The sequence below is a fragment of the Pantoea sp. EEL5 genome, from assembly GCF_049892805.1.
In the GTDB taxonomy this organism is placed as follows: Bacteria; Pseudomonadota; Gammaproteobacteria; order Enterobacterales; family Enterobacteriaceae; genus Pantoea; species Pantoea ananatis.
Genome location: NZ_JBNDNJ010000005.1, coordinates 14671 through 36277 on the forward strand (window position 1 = coordinate 14671; position 21607 = coordinate 36277).

At 55.3% G+C, this 21607-nt stretch carries 18 protein-coding genes; 4 read left to right on the forward strand and 14 right to left on the reverse strand.

The window, feature by feature from the left end; translation table 11 throughout:
* Positions 1 to 34 precede the first annotated feature (34 nt).
* Together ACPXSQ_RS17440 and ACPXSQ_RS17445 are read left to right on the forward strand one after the other, a co-directional pair.
* Positions 35 to 640 carry a cupin domain-containing protein gene (locus ACPXSQ_RS17440; protein ID WP_014604642.1) on the forward strand — a complete coding sequence of 202 codons (606 nt, stop codon included), beginning with the start codon at positions 35 to 37 and terminating at the stop codon, positions 638 to 640.
* Positions 641 to 654: 14 nt separating this feature from the next.
* A complete protein-coding gene (locus ACPXSQ_RS17445) occupies positions 655 to 1983 on the forward strand; it encodes an NAD(P)/FAD-dependent oxidoreductase (protein WP_426144180.1) in 1329 nt (442 codons plus the stop codon).
* Between the two features lie 399 nt (positions 1984 to 2382).
* Here the strand turns inward: ACPXSQ_RS17445 and ACPXSQ_RS17450 are convergent, their stop codons facing one another.
* The 4 genes from ACPXSQ_RS17450 to ACPXSQ_RS17465 form a co-directional block, all read right to left on the reverse strand.
* Positions 2383 to 3273, reverse strand: a complete 891-nt coding sequence (locus tag ACPXSQ_RS17450) for a sugar phosphate isomerase/epimerase family protein (RefSeq protein WP_426144181.1) — start codon at positions 3271 to 3273, stop codon at positions 2383 to 2385.
* A 130-nt stretch (positions 3274 to 3403) separates the two neighbouring features.
* Complete coding sequence (locus tag ACPXSQ_RS17455) at positions 3404 to 4573, reverse strand: Gfo/Idh/MocA family protein (protein WP_024472086.1); 1170 nt, start codon at positions 4571 to 4573, stop codon at positions 3404 to 3406.
* Positions 4574 to 4584: 11 nt separating this feature from the next.
* Positions 4585 to 5490: a TIM barrel protein gene (locus tag ACPXSQ_RS17460; protein ID WP_426144182.1), complete on the reverse strand. Its 906-nt coding sequence runs from the start codon at positions 5488 to 5490 to the stop codon at positions 4585 to 4587.
* Positions 5491 to 5705: 215 nt separating this feature from the next.
* Positions 5706 to 6728 (reverse strand): LacI family DNA-binding transcriptional regulator, encoded by a 1023-nt coding sequence (locus tag ACPXSQ_RS17465; protein ID WP_112900541.1) that lies wholly within the window; start codon positions 6726 to 6728, stop codon positions 5706 to 5708.
* 398 nt (positions 6729 to 7126) lie between these two features.
* Between ACPXSQ_RS17465 and ACPXSQ_RS17470 the strand changes: the two genes are divergently transcribed.
* A complete protein-coding gene (locus tag ACPXSQ_RS17470; protein WP_426144183.1) occupies positions 7127 to 9184 on the forward strand; it encodes a putative bifunctional diguanylate cyclase/phosphodiesterase in 2058 nt (685 codons plus the stop codon).
* Between the two features lie 182 nt (positions 9185 to 9366).
* On the opposite strand, the gene ACPXSQ_RS17475 is transcribed toward ACPXSQ_RS17470, so the two are convergent.
* Complete coding sequence (locus ACPXSQ_RS17475; RefSeq protein ID WP_014333158.1) at positions 9367 to 10284, reverse strand: LysR family transcriptional regulator; 918 nt, start codon at positions 10282 to 10284, stop codon at positions 9367 to 9369.
* Positions 10285 to 10547: 263 nt separating this feature from the next.
* Between ACPXSQ_RS17475 and ACPXSQ_RS17480 the strand changes: the two genes are divergently transcribed.
* Positions 10548 to 10730, forward strand: a complete 183-nt coding sequence (locus tag ACPXSQ_RS17480; protein WP_028716032.1) for a hypothetical protein — start codon at positions 10548 to 10550, stop codon at positions 10728 to 10730.
* 28 nt (positions 10731 to 10758) lie between these two features.
* Here ACPXSQ_RS17480 and ACPXSQ_RS17485 read toward each other — a convergent pair whose 3' ends face one another.
* From ACPXSQ_RS17485 to rutG, 9 genes are all read right to left on the reverse strand, one after another.
* The gene (locus tag ACPXSQ_RS17485) at positions 10759 to 11583 is read right to left on the reverse strand and encodes a M55 family metallopeptidase (protein ID WP_014333156.1); all 825 of its coding nucleotides are present in this window, start codon (positions 11581 to 11583) and stop codon (positions 10759 to 10761) included.
* A complete protein-coding gene (locus ACPXSQ_RS17490; RefSeq protein ID WP_029571358.1) occupies positions 11580 to 12623 on the reverse strand; it encodes a P1 family peptidase in 1044 nt (347 codons plus the stop codon). Before ACPXSQ_RS17490 ends, ACPXSQ_RS17485 begins: the two co-directional genes overlap by 4 nt.
* Positions 12624 to 12625: 2 nt before the next feature.
* A complete protein-coding gene (locus ACPXSQ_RS17495; RefSeq protein ID WP_013027878.1) occupies positions 12626 to 13510 on the reverse strand; it encodes an ABC transporter permease subunit in 885 nt (294 codons plus the stop codon).
* Positions 13507 to 14439: an ABC transporter permease gene (locus tag ACPXSQ_RS17500; RefSeq protein WP_013027877.1), complete on the reverse strand. Its 933-nt coding sequence runs from the start codon at positions 14437 to 14439 to the stop codon at positions 13507 to 13509. Before ACPXSQ_RS17500 ends, ACPXSQ_RS17495 begins: the two co-directional genes overlap by 4 nt.
* Before the next feature lie 83 nt (positions 14440 to 14522).
* Complete coding sequence (locus tag ACPXSQ_RS17505) at positions 14523 to 16064, reverse strand: glutathione ABC transporter substrate-binding protein (RefSeq protein WP_014333153.1); 1542 nt, start codon at positions 16062 to 16064, stop codon at positions 14523 to 14525.
* 21 nt (positions 16065 to 16085) lie between these two features.
* A complete protein-coding gene (locus tag ACPXSQ_RS17510) occupies positions 16086 to 17951 on the reverse strand; it encodes an ABC transporter ATP-binding protein (RefSeq protein WP_013027875.1) in 1866 nt (621 codons plus the stop codon).
* 15 nt (positions 17952 to 17966) lie between these two features.
* On the reverse strand, positions 17967 to 18932 hold the full coding sequence (gene dgcA / locus ACPXSQ_RS17515; protein ID WP_014333152.1) for an N-acetyl-D-Glu racemase DgcA: 966 nt from the start codon (positions 18930 to 18932) through the stop codon (positions 17967 to 17969).
* Position 18933: 1 nt separating this feature from the next.
* Entirely contained in the window at positions 18934 to 19941 is a 1008-nt protein-coding gene (gene dgcN / locus ACPXSQ_RS17520; protein ID WP_014333151.1) for an N-acetyltransferase DgcN, read from the reverse strand.
* A 297-nt stretch (positions 19942 to 20238) separates the two neighbouring features.
* On the reverse strand, positions 20239 to 21585 hold the full coding sequence (rutG, locus tag ACPXSQ_RS17525; protein ID WP_013027872.1) for a pyrimidine utilization transport protein G: 1347 nt from the start codon (positions 21583 to 21585) through the stop codon (positions 20239 to 20241).
* Between the last annotated feature and the right edge of the window lie 22 nt (positions 21586 to 21607).

The window sequence follows — 21607 nt, forward strand, 5'->3', positions numbered from 1 at the left end:
TGCACGGAGGCACGAAACCTTAAGGAACATGGTGATGAAAACAGCGTTAATGCACTCAGAGGATCTGAGTGCCGTCGAGATCAATATTGGCGTACGGTTAAAATTAATACGCAAGTCTCGCAATATGACTATCAAAGAACTGGCGCAACAGGCCAATGTGTCGGCAGGGGCAATTAGCCAGATTGAACGTAATCTGGCTAACCCGACGGTACGGGTACTGGAGCAGCTTCGGGTGGTCTTGAATGTCCCCTTGACCGCTTTTCTTGAACAGCATGAGGTGATGCGGCCAGGTGCTGAACACTATGTTCGTCGCTGGCGTGAGCGACCGCATTTTCAGGTTGGCAAGCAGGGCATTAGCAAAGAGATGTTATCGCCGTCCGGCGAACACGATATCCAGTTCATGTATATCAGCATCCCTCCCCGCACGCGTTCTGAAGAGATGCTGACGGGGATAGGTGAAAAAGCAGGTGTTGTCATGGAGGGCCGGCTTGCGCTTGAGGTGAATGGTGAAACGACCTTCATCGAAGCGGGCGACAGCTTTCAGTTTAAAAGTCATCTGCCGCATAACATTTTTAACGACAGCGACACCGAAGCCCGTGTGTTGTGGATTATGCATATTCCGCCCCGACATCATATTTGAAACAAGGTTAACTCATGCGAATTAAGGTCGATAGCGTTAATGACAGTACCCTCTTCCCCACCTCCGTCGATGTTGTTGTAATAGGGGGCGGCGTTGTGGGGACGTCAACGGCATATGAACTGGCTAAACAAGGCGTTTCTGTTGCGCTGTTTGAAAAAGGCGTGATTGCCGGTGAGCAGTCAGGTAGAAACTGGGGCTGGGTGCGCCAACAGAACCGTGATTTGCATGAGTTGCCGATGGCGATACGAAGCCTGCAGCGCTGGGATGAACTCAGTACTGAAATCGGAATGGATCTGGGCTTCAGGCGCAGCGGCATCCTGTATGGCACGCTAAATGACGCTGACCTGGCGCGTTGGGAAAAATGGGGCCAGCAGGCAAAGCAGATTGGCTTTACCAGCCAGTTGTTGTCCGCGCGTGAGGCTCAGGAACGTATTGGTGACAAAACAGCCTGGCGTGGCGGCGTGTGGTCGCCGACGGATGGACGCGCAGAACCGTCACAGGCGGTACCGGCCATCGCAAAAGGTGCGCAAAATTTGGGTGCCAGCATTTTCCAGCGTTGCGCGGTACGGGCACTGGATATCAGCGCCGGACGCGTTTCTGGCGTCTGGACAGAGCGCGGGTTAGTCAAAGCCAGCCGGGTGATCTGTTGCGGCGGTGCATGGAGCTCACGTTTTTGCAGACAATATGGCGTTGAACTCCCCGCCGCCAATATTTTGGGCACGGTGTTTAAAACAACCGCCGCCCCGGAAATTGTAAAAGGTTGTCTGAGCACGCCGCAACTCTGTGTTCGTCGCCGTCTGGATGGCAGTTATACCGTTGCCGTTCCGGGCCTGGGCCAGATCGATTTGGCGCCGCAGAACATCCGATATGCCGCAAAGTTTTATCCTATGTTCCGCAGTAAAGTGGCAAAGAAACTGAAAATCCGGCTGAATGGCTCATTCTTTTCAGGCCCTGAAGCCTCGGGGAGTTGGTCTCATGACACGCCTTCCCCTTTTGAAAAAATCCGGGTTCTCGATCCCACGCCGGATAAACGCATCGTTAATGATGGTCTGGCAGAATTAATCCGCTTGTTCCCCGCGCTGGAGGGAACAAAAGTCGATTATGCCTGGGCGGGCTGGATTGATACCACACCGGATTTGGTGCCGGTTATTGATGAAGTGAGCCAGATCCCGGGCATGTTTATTGCCTCTGGCTTTAGTGGTCATGGTTTTGCCATCGGGCCAGGTGCGGGACTGCTGTGTGCGCAGATGATGACGAACAAGCCCGTTTATACCGACCTTGCCCCCTACCGGCTCTCACGCTTTGATAAAGGTAACGTTATTCGCCAGCCACAAATGATGTAGCGGTGCAGACCACAGAGACAGGCTATGCGAAAGCGCATGGCCTGCATTGGCCTCTCTCGTCAACATAGCGACGATCTGTTAGTGATCTACCGGGCGGTTGCCCCCTTCTGAGCCAGCTTAATTTGCACAGTGTAAAAATCAGCCCTCATTCCCTGATTCTGATTAAGCCTTCTGTGGTAAGGCGTGAGAGAAAAGGTCATCGGTCATTACCGGAGAGAAAGGCGTAAAATCGCTGAACGCAGCGGCAAGCAGGCGAGTACGACAAAGGGGCACCCGACCTTTGTGCGGCTTCAGCGGTGCTGATTATGGCCTGCTCTACAGGAAGGCGCTGGCATGCAAATACTGGGAAGGCATATTTTAAAGCCCGGCAGCAATTTTACATGTCACCGGGCACATCACTCATGGATGAGGCGTAAGCAATTCTCGCTCTATCCGCTCGCGGGTTTCCACGGCCTGATGCTTCATTTTTTCCGGATAACCAAAAAGCGATGCGGCCACAATAGGCTCTCCCCCTACTTTGAACGTCTGCTCTGCAAACTTCATTTCACGCAACGTTCGGAACAGCGTGTCAAAATCTACTTCGCCTTCGCCGATGCCAACGTGCTGATGAATAGTGGCATCCACGCCCGGTGGGTTAACGATGTAACGGCAATGCTTCGTGTGGTTCATGGTATCGGCAATAAGAACATGGGACAGATCGTGTCCGGCATGACGGAGCATCTTCTCTACGTCGCCTTTTCCTTTATCATAGAAAAAGGTATGAGGAACGCTGTAGACATATTTAACGTTATCACTCCTGAACGACCTGACCATATTGACAGTCTCATCGCTCTCTTCACAGAAGTCCCACGGGTGCGCCTGAATTTCAACACGGATACCCTCACATTCGAACAGCGGAAGCAGCGTTTCCATTGAGCGGTAAAACATTTCATCGCAGATTTCGGGTTGATTAGGATCGCCCGCCAGTTCGGTATTGATGACCTGTACGCCCATTTCGACGGCGATCTCCACCATACGTTTCCAGTTTTTAACGGCCGCCTGTCGGCGCAGTTCATCGGGACCAGACCAGCGATAAACACAGATAAACGATGAAATTTCCACACCTGTTTCGCGCAGCGCCTTTTTATACTCAGCCATGATCTCGCGGCTGGCACGAGGATGCTTATAGAAAGGGTTAATTTCCGGATGTGGAGACTGCTCAATGTAGTTGTATCCCCATTCCGACACCTGTTGGACCATTTTGGTGATGCCCAGATCTTTGATTACATCTACATCGAAAGCGATTTTCATTGATGCCACCTTTGCGTTGTCTCTTGCTGCCTGAGTCGCGTTCAGGCAGCGAAAAATCATTAAACGGATCGAATGTCAGGCGTTCTCAACCCTGTGTGACAGGCTGAGTCCGGTTCTCACGACCAGGACCTCAGCATTCCACCCACACCGAGCCGGAGTCGGCTGAACGGACACAGTTTTCCACCCATCTGACGCCAGCCAGGCCGGCATGGACATCGGGATACCAGAAGTTTTTCAGGAATGCGTCGTCGCCCCGATCGGTTGCATCCATTGCCAGCGCGAAACGTCGGTAGAGATTCGACCAGGCTTCGAAAAGTCCTTCCGGATGACCGCCGCCTATCCGGTCATCTTCGCGAGCAGCCGGGTGCAGATAGTCCATGCCTCTTTCCAGAATGCGCACCGGCTCACCCTGAATTTCGAAACGCAGCTGGTTTGGCTGCTCATCCCACCACTCAATACTGGCTCTGGAGCCAACGATGCGGACTTTCTGCCCATGCATTGATCCGCAGTTGACGGCTGAGGCCCACAGATTTCCCACTGCGCCGTTCTCGTATTCCATCAAAACAAATGCGTTGTCTTCGAGAGGCGCCCGACTTTTCACAAAGCTCTGGCGTGAGCAAAGCAGCCGTCTGATTTTCAGTTCGGGTGCCATGGTTTCAGCGATACACAGCGGATGGGTCGCCAAATCACCCAGAACATAACTGGGTCCGACAAAGCGCGGGTCGACGCGCCAGCTGGTGCTGGCGTTATTCTGTTCAACGGCTTCGTGATGAAAACCGTGTGCAAACTGCATGTTGACGATGCGGATGTCACCCAATAATCCCTGCGCGATCATCTCCCTGGCCTGAAGGATGAGCTGATGACCGGTGTAACCGTAGGTCACGCCGACGATCTTCTTTTTCTCCCGGCTAAGCTTCGCCAGATGTTCAGCTTCTTCCACCGTAAAGCACAGCGGTTTCTCACATATCACATGGAGACCGGCTTCAAGCGCTGCGCAGCAGACCGCAAAGTGCGTGTTGTTGGGTGTGGCGATCGAGACAGCCTGAATGCCATCATCGCGTTTTGCTTCTGATGCAAACAGGGTTTCATAGTCGGCATAGCACCGGTCCGGGGAAAGGCCCAGAGCTTCACCAAAGGCGCGGCCACGTGCAGCATCAATATCGAACGCCCCGGCAACTAAGGTAAATGTGTTATCGCGGAGTGCTGATGAACGGTGAATGTAGCCAATCTGACTGGTACCGCCGCCACCCACCATGCCCCACCGCAGTGAATTTTTAAGCGGTTTAATGCCGTTAATCATGACCTTTCTCCTTAAAAACCGACTGAGTGCAGATAGTGCAGACTTGCTGTGACGTCACGCAGGCTGGTGTCCGCATCACGCGGATCCCTTTCCTGTTCAATAGTGATCCAGCCCTGATAATGGCGCTGGCGCAGAAATGCGTGGACATCGGGATAGTTGATAGCGCCGCTGCCAAGTGGGCACATGACGCCCTGGGCACAGGCGGTGAAAAAATCCAGCCCTTGTTTGATGGCCTGACGCCAGACAACCTCGTTGACGTCTTTAAAATGAAGGTAATCAATCCGGTCCCAGTAACGTTCCAGCGCAGCAACAGGATCCATGCCGGCGTAATACAAATGGCCGGTATCCAGACAAAGGCCGGCAACGCTATGAGGAATATCGCGAACCAGCCTTTCCAGTTCATCGGCAAACTCAATGCAGCCGCCTGCATGGGGATGAATGACCGGTCTGACACCGTACTCTTTCCAGGCGATCTCACTCAGAACGGTGATATGTCTCATCATGGTCTGCCAGTCTCTGTCGTTCAGTCGTGGCGCTTTTTCAGACTGGCCCGCTGTGGCTGCCCGTTCAGGATCGCCGAAATCGATGATGACGAGATAAGGTGTAGGTTTGCCCTTTTCGGAAAGGAAGCTCAGGTTGTGACAGATTTTATGGGTCAGCGCGATCATGGCCGGAAAGTTCTCTTCACTCACCAAATCGTCGAAAAGGGTGCCAGCAACGATCGACAGCTGGAATTCGGCAAGCGCAGCTTTTAGCGCATCCGGCTGGACGGGCAAATATCCCCACGGCCCCAGTTCCAGGCTTTTATAACCTGCAAGCGCGGCTTCTTTAAGCACGCTCTGCCAGGGGGGAAGAAAAGGATTCTTCGGGTCATCCACTCCCCAGCTGCAGGGCGCAGTCGCGATGGAAATAGTCATGATGTTTTTTCTCCGGATGCGGCAACACTGATGAACACTGAGCGCCCCGACGGCAATCGTCTGGCTCAATGCGCGCAGTATTGCGCCGGTTTTTTAACACCGGCAACCCTTCGAAGTGAGTTATTTGATAGCGATCATGATTTTTTTATATCATTTATTTGATTGTTTTGCATCAAATGCAGTCTGCGCAAGCCTTCGGCAGAAGCTGGAGTGATTCAGATATTTTCCCGAGTGATGAGATCGAAAGGCAGGGTAACGTAAACCGGATTGCGATCGTTCTCTTGATATCTGCTGATAAAAACAGAGACGATCTTTTCAGCCACGGCATCAATGCGGTGACGTATCATGATGTCGATCTGTCCCTCAATCAGCGCCATTTCATCGCCGATAAAGGGGCCATGACAGAGAATTTTTATATCATCCCGCGGGCTTTCAGAAACGGCTTTAATCACCCCTTCCACACCACCACATGGCGCATAAATCATTGTTATGATTGGGTTGTCTTTCAGCAGTTGCGTCGCGGCCAGATAGCCCCCATTGATACATTCAAGCGTCTGGAGAGGCTCCAGAACCACGGCATCTTTTCTGTTTTCACGCAGGTATGAACGAAAGCTTATTTCACAGCTTTCCTGGCAGTTGAAACGGTGGTCACCCAGTAGGACGCCAATCACACTTTCTTTTTCTGTCATGCGTTCAGCAAACCATCCCGCCGTACGTCCTGCTTTGAGGTTATCCAGCCCGATATAGCCCGCCTGACCACAGGGGGAGAGATCAGAAAACAACGTGAAAATTTGCACACCTGAGGCGGAAAGCTGCTTAATCGTATGTCGTATAAGGGGATGATCCAGAGCAACAAGCCCGATGATATCAACGCGTTCTGCCAGCGCTTCCAGAGACGATACGACGTTCTCCACATCGTGAATATCGGCCCACATAAACGCCGGTTTCGTCGCCAGTTTTCCCTCTGCGCATCGACTGATTTCTTCTGAAAGTACCTGATAAAAAGAATAATTATTGGGTAGCAAAATGAACCCGATACGCACGGGGATGTTGGCCGCTGTCACGTCCGGCGTCATGACCTTAATGAGGTCTTCACGGTAGCCTAAGGCTTCAGCGGCGCGCAGGACCCGTTGCCGGGTTTCCTGTTTAACAGAAGCTCTGTTGTTAAGCACGCGATCCACGGTAGCGACGCCCACGCCGGCTGCTCGTGCCACCGCTGACATAGAGATTTTTTTCATTACTCAGCCTGGTGATGATAGATTTCTATCAATCTAAACACATAAACAGGATAGCGGCAAAAGGCTTCCGCGCTTTTTGCGGGATGATAACCGTATTGGTGAGATCGGTGCCTCCGGAATGCGTACAGCAGATAGCGCTGTTTGGATTTGCATTAAGTCACTTGCGGCAGACTTTTAAAAAATTAATTGTGCGTGAAACGACTGACTCTACAGCGAAAAGCGAACGCTGCTAAGTCCCGTGTGCATTATGATTGGGCTGGTCCAGACAGGTGGCGTAATATGGCCTCTAACTAAATTTTTACAAATTTTTGTCTCTGTTTCTGGCTAACGGCGCCGATAATCGTTTTTAACGCCAGATCATCTCCGAACAGGTCGATGAACTCATCAAGGATAGCCACATGAAATCCGTAACCAATGACCAACTGGGGGCCGCCGTGGCCAGAACGTCTCTTTGTGCGATATATCTGCTGTCTTCCACCGGAGAAGTGATGAGCTGGAATCTTGGATGCCGTGAGATCAAGGGATGGGATAGCCGCGATATCCGAGGGCAGCATATTTCGGTTTTTTATGATGAAGATGAGCAGGCCAGGAATATCCCTGAGGCCAACCTGAGGGAGGCCCGTGAGCGCGGCAAGTTCACAGGAGAGGGCTGGCGCCTGCGCAAAAACGGCAGCGCGTTTCGGGCATCAGTTGAAATAGAATTTCTCAATCCGTCCGATGAAGATAATGCGGCCTTTATCAAAATCGTGCGGGACGTTTCACAAGGCTATCAGGAAAGGGCGGCGCTCCGCATCGCTCAAAAAGTTATCCTGAGAAGGGAAACCGAGTTATCAGACACAAATAAGGTGCTCGACGCCGTATTCAGCCACACGCCCTGCGCGCTCATCCTGTGTGACGTTGCATCGGGGGACATCATACGCGCGAACCCGACGGCCATGAATTTGTCCTGTCTGCAAGAACGGGTACGCAGTGGGAATACCCGAACCGCCCTGCCTGCGGGCCTGCCAGACAATCTCGCGGCTGTGTTCAGGCAGGCATTTGACCTTCTTCCCGACCAGGGTTTTAGTGAAACGGTTTCTTCGGGCGATAATGAGCCGGAATTTTCATTACGGATTTCCGCCGAAAGGCTGAATTCGGGCGGCGGAGATGACTATCTCCTGTATACCATACTGGACGTCACGGCGGAGTATCAGGCTGCGGTCAGAGCGAACCATCTGGCCCTTCATGATCCGCTGACAGGGCTTCTCAACCGCCGTGGCCTGATGCCTGAGCTTGAAACGCTTCTGGACGGTGACGAACCCTTTGCGGTCATGGTGTCTGACATAGACCGGTTTAAAAGCGTCAACGACGTTCTGGGTCACGCGGCGGGCGATACCTTGCTCATTGAGGTTTCAGCACGGCTGCTGTCAGTCCTGCGCCCGGGCGACATTCTGGCCCGCACGGGCGGTGACGAGTTCGTTGCCGTTTTGCCCGGCATTAGCTCGGCAGAAGACGCAAGCGAAACAGCATCGCGCCTGACGATGGTCCTGAAGGAGCCCTTCATGCTGAAAGGGCGGAAAGTCACCTCGGGTTGCAGCTTCGGGGTTTGCCTCTTTCCGGGCTATGCGCGAGATGCCGAAAGCATGTTATCGGCAGCCGATATCGCCCTCTACGCTGCCAAGTCAGCCGGGCGCAAAGGCTGGGTAATTTTTACCGATGAGCTAGCCAGTTCGGCGGCAGAGCGCTTTAGCCTGGAAAATGACCTGCGTGGCGCGCTCGAGAACGGTGAGCTGCAGATTTTTTATCAGCCCGTCGTCTGCAGCATCAGTGAGGAAGTGGTTTCCTATGAAGCCCTGCTGCGCTGGAATCATCCTGTAAGGGGAAATGTTTCGCCTGACGTGTTCATCCCGCTCGCTGAAAAAACCGGGCTTATTCATGATATTGGCGCATTCGCGCTTGAGCGAGCCTGCAACGATATGGCGGAGTGGTCAGGGCACGAACGCGTGGCAGTTAATATCTCGCCCCGTCAGTTTCGTGATCCACAGCTGGCCAACAGGGTGAAAACGGTTCTTATTGAGAGTGGGCTGCACCCGAACCGGCTGGAGCTCGAAATCACCGAGTCGGCGCTGTTCGACAACCCCGAAGGCAGTTACGAAATGATTCGCAGGTTCAGGGATACCGGAATTCATATCGTACTGGATGATTTTGGTACGGGCTTTTCTTCACTGAACCACCTCAGTTCCGGACTATTCAGCAGGATAAAAATAGACAGGTCGTTTATCAACGATTTGCACCTGGACTCCGGAGCGGCTGCCATCGTCAGCTCCGTTCTTTCACTCTGCCGTCAACTCCAGGTTGAAGTGACCGCAGAGGGCGTGGAAACGCCTGCCCAGGCAGAGTGGCTAAAGACGAATGAGTGTCCGTTACTGCAGGGATACCTCTTTGGCAGGCCGGGCCCTTGCTGGATTCAGAAGTAAAGTGTGTGCCCTTCTCAGTCCCTGCCGGAACAACTGACGGGGACAGAAAGCGCCGGATGTCTTTAAAAGAAATAAGTATCCCTGACTGCACCGGGACGACCAGAACAGGTTTCAAAAGGCAAAACAGTGACGCAAACCTTTGCCGATAGCAGGTGTAGTATCAGATTCACCAGAAGCCGTTTTTAGCTTGCTTTCTCAACCAGAAACTGTGCTTCGCACTGTCGGGCAATCTCCCACAGCCTGTTACGTATTACCTGCTTAAGTTGCAGAGTGGACTGTGACTGGGGTTTATCACGACGGCTGATCAGCATTACTTCAAACGGCAACGGTTGCGCGACGGGGAGCAATTTTAGCTGGTCGGCATAGCGGCATGCCGTGAACAGATCCACGACGCCCACGCCGCCGCCTGCCAGGACCATATCCGCAATCACCGAATAGGTTTTAATCGACAGTGACACAGCGGGATTCAGCTTTTTATCGCGCAGCGCGCGGTGTAATACGCGCCCAAGCGGATCCTGGGTCTGCATCATCAGCAGATTATTGCTGCATAACCACTCCAGTGAAACGGGTTCATGCTGGGGATGATTGAGCGGCAGCAGCGCCACCATGGAAGACTGGAACAGCGGTTCAGCCAAAAGGTCTGCATCCACCTGTTGACCAAACACCAGGGCGAAATCAAGCTGATTTTCCAGAATCATTTGGCACAAAGTCTTGAAGTGCTCCGTGACCAGTTCGACACTGACCGAGGCCACCTGTTGTCGCCAGGTGACCAATGCGGGTGCCAGCACCATTTGACCGAACGCGTGAGCCGCACCCACGCGGACTATCTGCCCTTCGCCGCGTCGAAGTTGTTCGGTGAGTTGAGTAATGGATTGCAAACGTTGATAAAGATCTTCTACTTCGGGCAGCAGGCGTCGCCCTTCCGCCGTGACGCTCATTCCCTGTATCCGTCGCTCAAACAGTGCAAAACCCAATTGCTGTTCCGCATGATTCAGCACGCGGCTGATATTCGGCTGGGACACATTCAGCAAGCGCGCTGCAGCGCTGATGCTACCGGTCTGTACGATGGCCTGAAATACCTCTATGTGACGGAGCCGCATTATTATTCACCTTAACTGGATTCACCTGACCGCAGGCCGTTGTCACCACCCTTTTACAGCAGTGCCTGCATGAGACTGCCAACACCGCAACTTTACGGGAAAGCCTGCAACCGCTTTCCGGCAGAGCCCAAACCCCGGGTCATTACATGGCAATCCCTGCTCTCTTGCAAAATTTGTACCGTAAAGCTGACGGTGGCTGAGTCGCCGACCTTCATCTGGCTATCAGTATGAGTCGATGACTGCGTCTGAAGAGAGGAGATGAAATGGGCTCTGCCGCGCTGGTTTTTGCACCTCCGGGCCGGACAGAATGGAAACGCTGTCAGGACAGGCGTTCGCCCCATCGTGGTGCAACGGAAGCGACATCGCTGGATGGCCAGCCGCGCGGCTGGCCGATGGGTAATCCTGAATGGCAGCGGTGTTTCAGGGCAGCAGAACAGGCGCGCTAACGTTGCCGCTGCCGATACGCACATCCTCTTATGACGATTGGGTACTCGCCAGATAGGAAAAGGCACTGAGCAAGCTGATCAACGTCCCCATCCGCTCCGCCTGATACTCCACGGTAACCGCATCGATGCGCGTGACACCGGGAATCAGGCTAAACAGATCGGCCAGCACGGGTTTGCTGGCCTGGAGCTGCATGCGATAAGGCGCGGCCAGGCGAGTCGTGCTTGCCTGATGTGGATGCTGCAGTGCGGCGCTTGCCGCGGCGCATATTGCGCGCTGTGCCGCTTTGGGGCTGATGGATTCCGCGCATGTATGGGAAATGGCGCGTTTTACACAGACGTAATCAACCGTGGGATAATATTCTGCTATCCAACTCTGGAGCTGATCGTCGCCGGTGACCAACAACAGAGGCGTACCCTGTTCAGCGGCAGCGGCGGCATAAATGTCGGTTTCCCCCATCACAAGGCCATTGATATGGATACGCCAGAATGCGCGGCCGTTAATGGTGTGCGCCAGTACGCCAGGTTCGCCTGCTGCGCTGTGATAGCCCACCAGAAATAATCCGTCGAACGTCTGCTGCTCGATCCCTTCAACCATCGACAGACCGCGAGGTTTACCCTGCACCAGTCGGGCGCGTGGATCAATATTTTCCGCACGTAAATTGGTCATTTGCGCATGGCTGTCGGCGACCACCACCTCCGTTGCGCCCCCCGCGAACGCCCCCTCAATCGCGGCATTGACTTCCTGTTCCATCAGCCCCCGGGCCATCTGATATTCCGGGTTGCCTGGTGTGCAGTGCTCCGGACGCATGACGCCCGCGATACCTTCAATATCGGCAGAGATAAAAATTTTCATACGGTTAATTTGTCCAGAATCTGAGTCAGTGAGGGCCGATGGTGACCACGAAAGCCGGTGACGGCCTCCGCGCTCAACAAGGCATCCAGAACAGCCTGTTCGGTTGCATCTGCCGCGGCGGCAAGCAGCGGCTCCAGCTGGTCATCCTGAGGCGGTTGCGGCAGGGGTTGCGTTGAGAACGCCACGGCAATATCGCCTGAACCGTGGCCCCAGTAGCTGCCCAGCCGTCCAAGGCCGGCGCCGGCACGCCTTGCGATGCGTTTCAACTGACGCGCATCCAGTGGCGCATCCGTGGCCATCACGATGATGACAGAGCCGGCATCACGCTGCGGCGGTTGCCCGGCCAGCAGCGGCGCTATCATGTCGCCGAGTCGCACACCGTCAAGCGTTAGTGCGCTTAGCGAACCAAAATTTGCCAGCACCAGCACCCCGAGCGTGGCGTTGAGCGAGGGAATAACACGAGAGGCCGTGCCGATCCCGCCCTTCAGGCTAAAACAGCTCATCCCGCGCCCTGCCCCGACGCTGCCGCGTGCAAAATCGGCGGCGGCCGTGCGCAATGCCGCCTGCGCCATCGCCTCGCTGATGGACAACGACTGGATATCATTAAGCCAGCCATCGTTGCACTCCAGTGCCAGCGGATTTACCGTGGGCAATGTCCGCCCCAGCTCCGGATTACGACGGATGGCATCCCGGACCAGCGTGGTAAACAGCGTGCCCACCGCCAGCGTGTTGCTGAGCAGAATCGGCGTCTGTAACACGCCAAGCTCCTCGACCTGTACCAGCCCGACCGGTTTTGCAAAGCCATTGAGGACTTCCGCGCCACACGGCAGCGGCGTGAGAAACACATTGTCGCCCGGCGGAACGATAGCGGTGACGCCAGTCTGCCTTTCTCCATCATTAAGCGTGTAATGTCCGACGCGCACGCCGGCAACATCGCTGATTCGATTGCCGGGCCCGCAAGCGCCGCGCGGCTGTCCCAACGTACGCGCGTGACGCCAGTGGTTTAGCAGCAGATCGCGCTGCAATTGTTGAAAATCCATGGTCAGCTCTTCAGTTTCGGGTCGAGCGTATCGCGCAGCGCGTCGCCGAGCAGGTTGAACGCCAGCACCGTGATAAAAATCGCCAGCCCCGGAAACACGCTCATGTGCCATGCGCCAGCCATCATCATGCTCCGGCTCATCGCCAGAATATTACCCCATTCAGGCACATCCGGCTCCGGCCCCAGGCCAATAAAGCTTAAGCCCGCTGCGGTGAGAATACTGGTGCCGATGCGCATAGTGAAGTAGACAATCACGCTGGAAAGCGTACCGGGCAAAATATGTCGCAGGATAATGATGCGATCGGGTGCACCGGCACAGCGAACGGCTTCCACATAGGCGGCCTGTCTCAATGACAGCGTCGAGGCGCGCACAATACGGGCAAAAACGGGTACGCTGAACACCGCGACCGCGATGATCACATTGTTCAGGCCGGTTCCAAGTAGCGCGACAACCGCAATGGCCAGTAACATGCCGGGAAAAGCGAATAACACGTCGGCGCCGCGCATGATCAGCATATCGACCCAGCCGCCGTAATAGCCTGCCAGTAAACCCAACACCACACCGACAATCATGCCGAGCGTTACGGACAGCACGCCGACATAGAGCGAGATACGCGCGCCATAGATAATGCGACTGAGCAGATCACGCCCCAGCTCGTCGGTTCCCATCCAGTGTGCCGCGCTGGGCGGTGACGACAACGCCATCCAGTCTGGTGCCATCGGATCCCAGGGGGCCAGCCAGGGCGCAAAGATCGCCACCACGATCAACAACAGTACAAATCCGCCTGAGACCAGCGCCAGAGGATTACGCACAAAGGCATGCAGGAAATCGCGCCACGGCGAACGGATGACCTGAGGCGGGTTTTCAGTCAGCGATTGAATACTCATCTCGGCTCCTGTCGCAGACGAATCGCCGGATTGACGACCGCGTAAAGCAGATCGACCAGCAGATTAATGACAATAAATTCAAACACGAACAGCATCACCAGCGCCTGAATAACCGGCTGATCCTGCGCTTTTATCGACTCAATCAACAACCAGCCTAATCCCGGCCAGTTGAAGACGCTCTCCACGACGATGGAGCCGCCCAGCAGAAAACCGAACTGCAAACCGAGCATGGTAATCACCGGAATGAGTGCATTACGCATCACATGTTTCCACGTCACGAGGCGGTTACGCAGTCCTTTGGCTTTGGCGGTCCGCACGTAATCTTCCTGCGCCACCTCCAGGAAGGCTGAGCGGGTAAACCGAGCCATCACTGCCGCCACTGACGAACCCAGCGTGATGGCGGGCAGGACAATATCACTGGCTTTGTTGAAACCGCTGACTGAGAACAGCCCAAAAGGCATCGCGACGAACTGGATCAGCAACAGACCCAGCCAGAAAGCAGGCATTGAGATACCGCCCACCGCCATGCTCATCAGCGTCCAGTCTTGCCATTTTCCTCGCTTCAGTGCCGCGAGAACGCCAAGTACGAGGCCGAGAATCACGGACCAGGCAAACCCCGCTAAGGCGAGCCAAAGCGTTGGCATGAAGCCCTGTTTAATCACCTGCAGCACCGGTTGCTGGGTGCGGTAGGTGGTGCCAAGATCGCCGTGTAACAGGCTATCGATCCAGTGGACGTACTGCTGTGGCAGCGAATCGTTAAGCCCAAGGTGCTGACGCGCCGCTTCAACCGCCTCAATGGGCGCATCCGGTCCAGCATAGATGCGCGCCGGGTCGCCCGGCAGCAGCTTGATAAAACCGAAAACCAGCAGCGAGACCACCAGCAAAACCGGGATCATCTCCAGTAATCGGCGAAGGATGTATGCAAACATGCCATTCCTTGAAATGCACTGTGACGGGTGCCCTCACGTCCTTTTGCCCTGCGAGAGAAAGGGACGTGAGAGCAATCCGCGTCTTATTTAAACGACGCCTGAGTGAAGAGCAAATTGCCATCAGGCAGCATGGAAACACCATTCAGGGTGCGGCGTTTGCCAACGAGATTGTCTGGCGTACCAAGGAATGCCACCGGTGAATCCTGCCATATGAGTTTCTGTGCTTGCGCATAGGCGATACCACGCTTTGCCGGATCGGCCGTTGCCAGCCCGGCGGCAATGGCTTTGTCTACATCAGGATTGCTGAAATAGGAGACATTGTAGGAGGTGGGTACCCAGGATTCGGTGGCAAACAGCGGACGCAGCGCCCAGTCGGCATCGCCTGTGGACGTCGACCAGCCACCATAGTACAGGTCAAATTCCGCCTTTTTCGGGTCCTGTACGCCCCATAACTTAGCGTTGCGCGTGCCGGAATCCATCGGAGTTACCGTGGCACGAATGCCCACCGTGCCCAGCTGCGCTTTCAGTACCTGAGCGGCGCGCACGCTGGCCGTTGCATTCGTAACCCAGAGTTTGAGATCCAGACCATTCGGATAGCCCGCCGCTTTCAGCAGCGCTTTGGCTTTATCCGGCGCATAGTGATAATCAGGATCGTTTTGTTTCTGATAAAACTGGACACCTTCGGGCATGGCGGATGTGGCAGGTTTACCTAAACCGGCAAAAGCCACCTTCAGCCACAGATTACGGTCAATCGCATAGTTGATTGCCTGACGCACGCGAACATCTGCCAGTGGCTTGTGCTGCGTATTAATCGCCATGTAATAAAGATAAATGCTGGGATCGCGCTGAACAGAGAGGTTGCTGTCTTGCTTCACGGCAGCAATCAGATCCGAAGGCAATGGCCAGATTGCGTCAACCTGACCCGACTTCAACGCGGCTACGCGTGTTGCATCTTCCGGGCTGGGTGAGAAGATAACATGATCGACTTTTGGCCATCCCTGCTGCCAGTAACCGTCATACTTCGCCAGCGTGACCGCTTTGCCCGGTGTCCAGTCAACAAATTTAAACGGACCGGTACCCACAGGATGCAACCGGAGTTGGGCTTCGTCTGGATATTGCTTGAGAATGGACGGGCTCCACATCACTGCCGAAGGATGTGCCAGCGTGTTAATAAAGGCACCAAACGACTGGTTAAGATCGATTTTTACCTGATCGGGTGCCAGCACCGTAACCTTATCGATCATTTTGTACAGGCTGTTACGCTTTAGCCCTTTTTTCTGGTCTGCCAGGCGATCAAGGTTGGCTTTGACGGCTTCCGCATCAAAAGGTGTGCCATCCTGGAAGGTGACGCCTTTGCGCAACGTCAGCGTAAACTCCGTTGCATTTTCATTTGAGGTATAACCGGTGGCCAGCCAGGGCTGGAGCTTCATGTGTGGATCGAACTGAAACAGTCGTTCAAAGATACCACTCTGCACCGAATAGCTGACATTGTCTGAGGTATCGTGCGGATCCAGCCCCGTAATATCGGCATACATTGAAATACGCAGATCCTGTGCCTGTGCAGTCATGACCAGCGTCGTCGTCAATGCGAGGGCGAGTGAAGTACGGCGAAACAGCGTTTTCATAAAAATCTCCTGGTCGTTGAATTATCGCAATGCAATGCCGTCAGCGACCCAGTGCTGAGGCGCAACCTGTCGATAACGGGGTTTAGTGACCGTTTCGCCCACTTTTCTTAACGGCGAAGGGATTTCGCTGTCATCGATAATACGGGGCTGACGGTTCTCGGGATCCGCCACCGGCACGGAGGCCAGCAGGCGTTGGGTATAAGGATGTTGCGGCTGATTAAATACCGACTGACGCGGCCCAAGCTCCACAATCTGGCCGAGGTACATCACCGCCACACGGTTGGCAATGCGCTCGACGACCGCCATATCGTGAGAGATGAAAATCCACGCCACGCCCGTTTGCTGCTGCAGATCCATCATCAGGTTCACCACCTGCGCCTGAATGGAGACGTCAAGGGCCGATACCGCTTCATCAGCAATAATCACTTTGGGCTTCAGGGCCATGGCGCGGGCAATGGCAATACGCTGGCGCTGACCACCTGAAAATTCATGTGGATACCGACGCGCGTGCTCGGGCAGCAGACCAACGCTCTTCAGCAACGCATCTATCTGTGGCGAAGCCTGTTCCAGTGAGGACACCATGCCATGTAACAGCAAGGGCTCGGCAATGGTGAAACCCACGGTAAGCCGAGGGTTCAGTGAGGCGTAGGGATCCTGAAACACCATCTGAATTTCACGGCGGAGCGGCTGGAATGCTGCCTCTTTCAGGTGAGAGATTTCTTTCCCTTCGAAGTGAATGCTTTCGGCGTCACTGTTGATCAGGCGCATCAGCGCACGGCCGGTCGTCGATTTGCCGCAGCCGCTTTCGCCCACGATCGCCAGGGTTTCACCTGGCCACAGACTGAAATCAATCTGCTCAACCGCATGGACATGATGCGTGAGCGTCGAAAAGATGCCGCTGCGGATGGGATAGTAGACTTTCAACCCACGCACATCGAGCAACGGCGCGGTGTCGTAGCGCGCGGTATGCTGTTCATTTTCGACGGTATTCTGTGTGCCGAGCAGCGGAAAGCGTTGCGGCCACGCATATTCGCGCATGTCGCCCAGTCTCGGCACCGCCGCCAGCAAAGCCTGGGTATACGGGTGCTGCGGGGCGGCAAAAACCGCTGCGACGCTGCCCTGTTCGACGACTTCGCCACGCAGCATGACCACGACACGATCGGCGATTTCAGCCACGACGCCCATATCGTGAGTGATAAACAGCACCGCCATCTGTTTCTCGCGTTGCAGCTCACGCAGAATGTGCAGAATGCGCGCCTGCACGGTAACATCCAGCGCCGTTGTAGGTTCGTCAGCAATCAGAAGTTGCGGATCACAGGCCAGCGCCTGCGCAATCATCACCCGCTGGCGCATACCGCCTGAGAGCGCGTGCGGATAGCTTTTCATGACACGATCCACATCGGCAATACGCACCTGTCGAAGCAATTCACGCACGCGCGCATGCGCTTCTTTCTTGTCGCACTGTTGATGATCGCGTAACGCTTCAGTGAGCTGGTCATCGACGCGCAGCACCGGATTCAGCGAGGTCATGGGCTCCTGAAAGATCATCGCCATTTCACGACCACGCAACGTGCGGCGCTGATTTTCATCCAGTGTTTCCAGCGCATGTACTTTTCCGCCACGATCGCGAAACTGCATGCTGCCGCGATCGATACGGCCGCTGTTCGCCAGTAAGCCCATTACGGCCAAAGAAGTGACTGATTTCCCTGAGCCACTCTCACCCACTACGGCGACAATTTCGCCCGGATTAATGGCAAAACTGATGCCTTTTAGTGCCTGATTCTCGCCGCTGCGCCCACGAAATGAGACGCTGAGATCCCGAATATCAAGCACGGGTGATGAACCGGCGGCACTGTTGGCAGAAGAAGTGAGTCGTGTGTCCGTCATCGTCGCCTCGTAGAGTTATAGCCAGATACGGCCTTCGGAGTAGGTCAAAAAAGGAGAACTGTCGGCAGCAAGCCAGATAGGGCCATCTAAATCGACGTGCTCTGCGTTAACCGCCACCGGCAATGCGGCTTCCATCGCCAGTGATGAGCCCAGCATGCAGCCGACCATGATGCGCATATTCTGCTTTTGTGCTTCTTCTACCATCGCCAGCGCTTCCGTCAGGCCACCGCACTTATCCAGCTTGATGTTGATCATCTCGTAGCGGTTCCGCAGTCCGGCAATATCCTCGCGCGTATGGCAACTCTCATCAGCACAAACGGGAACCGGATGATGAAAACGTTGCAGGTCCTGATCCTGACCGGCGGGAAGCGGTTGCTCGACCATAGCAATGTTATAGCCCTGAAGTGCGGCCAGCAGGCTTTCCAGGTCCATTCCCGACCAGGCCTCATTAGCGTCGATAATCAGCGTGGCGCGCGGTGCCGCAGCGCGAATGGCCGCCACCTTTTCCAGAACCGCATCACGATTGAGCTTAATTTTGAGCAGGATGGCGCCACGCGATACGGCATCCGCCGCCGCCAGCGCCATATTTTCCAGCGTATCGAGGCTGAGGGTTTCCGCCGTGATCACCGAGCGTGGCTGAGGACGTGCACTTTTCTGCCATAGCGTTTGACTGGCGCGGGCGGCATCCAGTCGCCACAGCGCACAGTCCAGCACGTTGCGCGCGGAACCGGCGGGTAAGCGGTGTTGCAGATCATGACGGCTCAGGCCGGCTTCAACGTCAGCGCGCACTGCCTCAAGCTCGGCCTGAACGCTGTCTGGCGTTTCATCGTAGCGCGCCGTGGGCGTACATTCGCCTCGCCCAATGAAACCGTTTTGCTCCAGCGTGACCCGGATAACCGTGACGGCGGTACGCGTACCGCGCGAAATAGCAAAGGGCCGTGCCAGCGGCAGTTCCACCACGTCAATCTGCAACTGTCTCATTTCACCCCCGCGCCTGAAGCAGTGCGGCGATCTCGTCGATGCCAAAACGCACAGGATCCGTAGCCGGTAAACCAAACTCTGCGCTGACTTCGGCGCAATAGGCGCGCGCTTCGTCTTCCGTGTAATTTGAGGTGTTAATGGCAAACCCCGCCAGCTGGACGGACGCGCTGGTCACCTGGGCAGCGCGCAGATTGGCTTCAACGCAGTCTTTCAGGCTGACCATTGGCTGATGAGGTAAATGGCGCATATGGGGGCGCCCCATTTCATGGCACATCACCAACCAGTGAGGTTGCGCACCGTGCATGAGCCCCATACTGACGCCTGCGTAAGAGGGGTGGAACAGTGACCCCTGCCCTTCAACGATGTCCCAATGATCCTCATCATTCGCGGGTGACAGCGCTTCGGCCGCACCGGCAATAAAATCCGCGATGACCGCATCCACGGCAATCCCTTCGCCCGCCACCAGAATCCCTGTCTGACCTGTAGCGCGAAAATCCGCTTTCATTCCGCGCTCACGCATCGCCGCTTCCAGCGCCAGTGAGGTGTACATCTTGCCCACGGAGCAGTCGGTGCCAACAGTCAGTATCCGTTTGCCTGTCCGCTTCTTACCACTGCCAACGCTCAGCGTCGGACGCATATGGCGTAAGTCAAAAAGCTCAACACCAAACGTCTGGGCAAGCGTCACCAGTTCGGGCTCGTCCACCAGACGGTGATGCAGTCCGCTGGCAACGTTCATGCCTGCTTTGATGGCACTTTTCACCGTATCCAGCCAGTGTTCTGGCAGATAGCCCCCTGCGTTAGCAGTACCGAGCACCAGCGTTTTCGCGCCGCGTGCTTTGGCGCTGATGATGTCAAGTTCATCCAGACCCAGGCTGACAGTACAGCCCGGGAGTTTAATTTCGCCCACGCACTGCTCCGGCCGCCAGATATGAATACCGCGCGCCGTTTTCGCCGCGAGTGGATCGGTGACATCGCCAAGAAAAAGTAAATAGGGTTGTGGAATTAGCATGATATTTCTCGTTTCAGACAAAGGTAAGTTTCTGAACCCACTATTTCATGCGCTTCAAAAGGTGACGAATGCTTGTTTAGTTGGAGGATATAACCGCAGGCTATAGTCAGATGAAAAGGTTATGGCACCCACGTTAATTCAGGGATCAGGGCGAAAATCAGCCCAGTTTGCGGGGGAATGCATAGGAAAAGATAATATGTCAGGCGCAAAAAGGCGGTGAAAAATGCCTGGTTAGTGTTGTGAAACGATCACCAGGCACCCTTAACACCCACTGACGACAGACGAAGCAATAAAAGGTTACGGCTCTCTCAGCGCCGCTTCTGTGGCTGCCTCAATCTCAGCCGGCGTCTTTGCCATTTTGCTGCGGCTCAGGAAAGCATTGAGTAAAATCGCCCCAAAGGTCGCGGTGCCGATGCCGCCCATGCTGAAGCCGCCCAGGCTCAGGGTGAAGTTGCCCGCGCCCAGTACCAGCGTAACTGCCACCATGATGAGATTGCCATTCAGGCCCAAATCAACGTGGTTTTGTACCCAAATGCGGGCGCCAGCTACGGCAATCAAGCCAAATACCACGATGGATGCTCCGCCGAGCACCGGGCCAGGAATGGTGTGGATCAAGGCACCAAATTTAGGCGAAAAACCCAACACAATGGCCATGATTGCGGCGGCGACAAAAATCAGCGTGGAGTAAATTTTAGTGACGGCCATGACGCCGATATTTTCGGCATAGGTTGTCACGCCGGTGCCGCCCGCCGAAGCCGAAAGCAAGGTCGCCAGGCCATCCCCGATAAAGGCGCGGCCCATGTAGGGATCGAGATTTTTACCGGTCATCCCCGCCACGGCTTTAATGTGGCCAAGGTTTTCCGCAACCAGGATCACCGCCACCGGCGCAATCATCAGCATAGCGTGCGTGCTGAATACCGGCGTAGTGACGGTGGGCACGCCGAACCAGGGCGCCTGCGCCACGGCGCTGAAATTCACCGGCGTGCCCAGCCCGAGGCCGTTGGTGATCGCCATATAAATCAGGTACGCCGCCACCAGACCCAGCAACAGTAACAGTCGCTGTACCAGACCGCGTGTAAACACCGCCACCGATCCGATACACAGCACCGTCATCACCGCCATCCAGCTGTCAAACGATGAAGCGGATACGCTGTTTATGGCAATCGGCGCCAGATTGAGTCCAATCGCCATGACTACCGCGCCGGTCACCACCGGCGGCATCAGGCGCTCAATCCAGCGCGTGCCGACCGCCATGACCACAAAACCGATCAGCATGTAAATCAGGCCACAGGCGATAATCCCGCCGAGCGCAACGCCGATATTCGGGTTCGTGCCGTGGCCGCTGTAGCCGGTCACGGCAATTACTAACCCGACAAATGCAGCACTGGAACCGAGATAACTCGGCACGCGCCCGCCTACGACCAGGAAGAACAGCAGCGTGCCGATGCCCGACATCAGGATCGCCATATTGGCGTCAAACCCCATCAGCAATGGCATGAGTACCGTGGCGCCAAACATCGCCACCGTGTGTTGCAGTCCCATGATCACCGTCGCGCCAAACGGTAGCCGTTCATCCGGCGCGATCACCGCGCCATCCAGATTACCTTCTCTTTTACGCCATTGCGGAAACCAGGAATGTGCCATGTACGATCCTTACTAAGTTGAA

What these genes read in the sequence shown, in the direction of transcription:
- ACPXSQ_RS17440 (WP_014604642.1), top strand. Translation starts at nt 35, where the DNA reads ATGAAAACAGCGTTAATGCACTCAGAGGATCTGAGTGCCGTCGAGATC.
- ACPXSQ_RS17445 (WP_426144180.1), top strand. Translation starts at nt 655, where the DNA reads ATGCGAATTAAGGTCGATAGCGTTAATGACAGTACCCTCTTCCCCACC.
- ACPXSQ_RS17450 (WP_426144181.1), bottom strand. Translation starts at nt 3,273, where the DNA reads ATGAAAATCGCTTTCGATGTAGATGTAATCAAAGATCTGGGCATCACC.
- ACPXSQ_RS17455 (WP_024472086.1), bottom strand. Translation starts at nt 4,573, where the DNA reads ATGATTAACGGCATTAAACCGCTTAAAAATTCACTGCGGTGGGGCATG.
- ACPXSQ_RS17460 (WP_426144182.1), bottom strand. Translation starts at nt 5,490, where the DNA reads ATGACTATTTCCATCGCGACTGCGCCCTGCAGCTGGGGAGTGGATGAC.
- ACPXSQ_RS17465 (WP_112900541.1), bottom strand. Translation starts at nt 6,728, where the DNA reads ATGAAAAAAATCTCTATGTCAGCGGTGGCACGAGCAGCCGGCGTGGGC.
- ACPXSQ_RS17470 (WP_426144183.1), top strand. Translation starts at nt 7,127, where the DNA reads ATGAAATCCGTAACCAATGACCAACTGGGGGCCGCCGTGGCCAGAACG.
- ACPXSQ_RS17475 (WP_014333158.1), bottom strand. Translation starts at nt 10,284, where the DNA reads ATGCGGCTCCGTCACATAGAGGTATTTCAGGCCATCGTACAGACCGGT.
- ACPXSQ_RS17480 (WP_028716032.1), top strand. Translation starts at nt 10,548, where the DNA reads ATGGGCTCTGCCGCGCTGGTTTTTGCACCTCCGGGCCGGACAGAATGG.
- ACPXSQ_RS17485 (WP_014333156.1), bottom strand. Translation starts at nt 11,583, where the DNA reads ATGAAAATTTTTATCTCTGCCGATATTGAAGGTATCGCGGGCGTCATG.
- ACPXSQ_RS17490 (WP_029571358.1), bottom strand. Translation starts at nt 12,623, where the DNA reads ATGGATTTTCAACAATTGCAGCGCGATCTGCTGCTAAACCACTGGCGT.
- ACPXSQ_RS17495 (WP_013027878.1), bottom strand. Translation starts at nt 13,510, where the DNA reads ATGAGTATTCAATCGCTGACTGAAAACCCGCCTCAGGTCATCCGTTCG.
- ACPXSQ_RS17500 (WP_013027877.1), bottom strand. Translation starts at nt 14,439, where the DNA reads ATGTTTGCATACATCCTTCGCCGATTACTGGAGATGATCCCGGTTTTG.
- ACPXSQ_RS17505 (WP_014333153.1), bottom strand. Translation starts at nt 16,064, where the DNA reads ATGAAAACGCTGTTTCGCCGTACTTCACTCGCCCTCGCATTGACGACG.
- ACPXSQ_RS17510 (WP_013027875.1), bottom strand. Translation starts at nt 17,951, where the DNA reads ATGACGGACACACGACTCACTTCTTCTGCCAACAGTGCCGCCGGTTCA.
- dgcA (WP_014333152.1), bottom strand. Translation starts at nt 18,932, where the DNA reads ATGAGACAGTTGCAGATTGACGTGGTGGAACTGCCGCTGGCACGGCCC.
- dgcN (WP_014333151.1), bottom strand. Translation starts at nt 19,941, where the DNA reads ATGCTAATTCCACAACCCTATTTACTTTTTCTTGGCGATGTCACCGAT.
- rutG (WP_013027872.1), bottom strand. Translation starts at nt 21,585, where the DNA reads ATGGCACATTCCTGGTTTCCGCAATGGCGTAAAAGAGAAGGTAATCTG.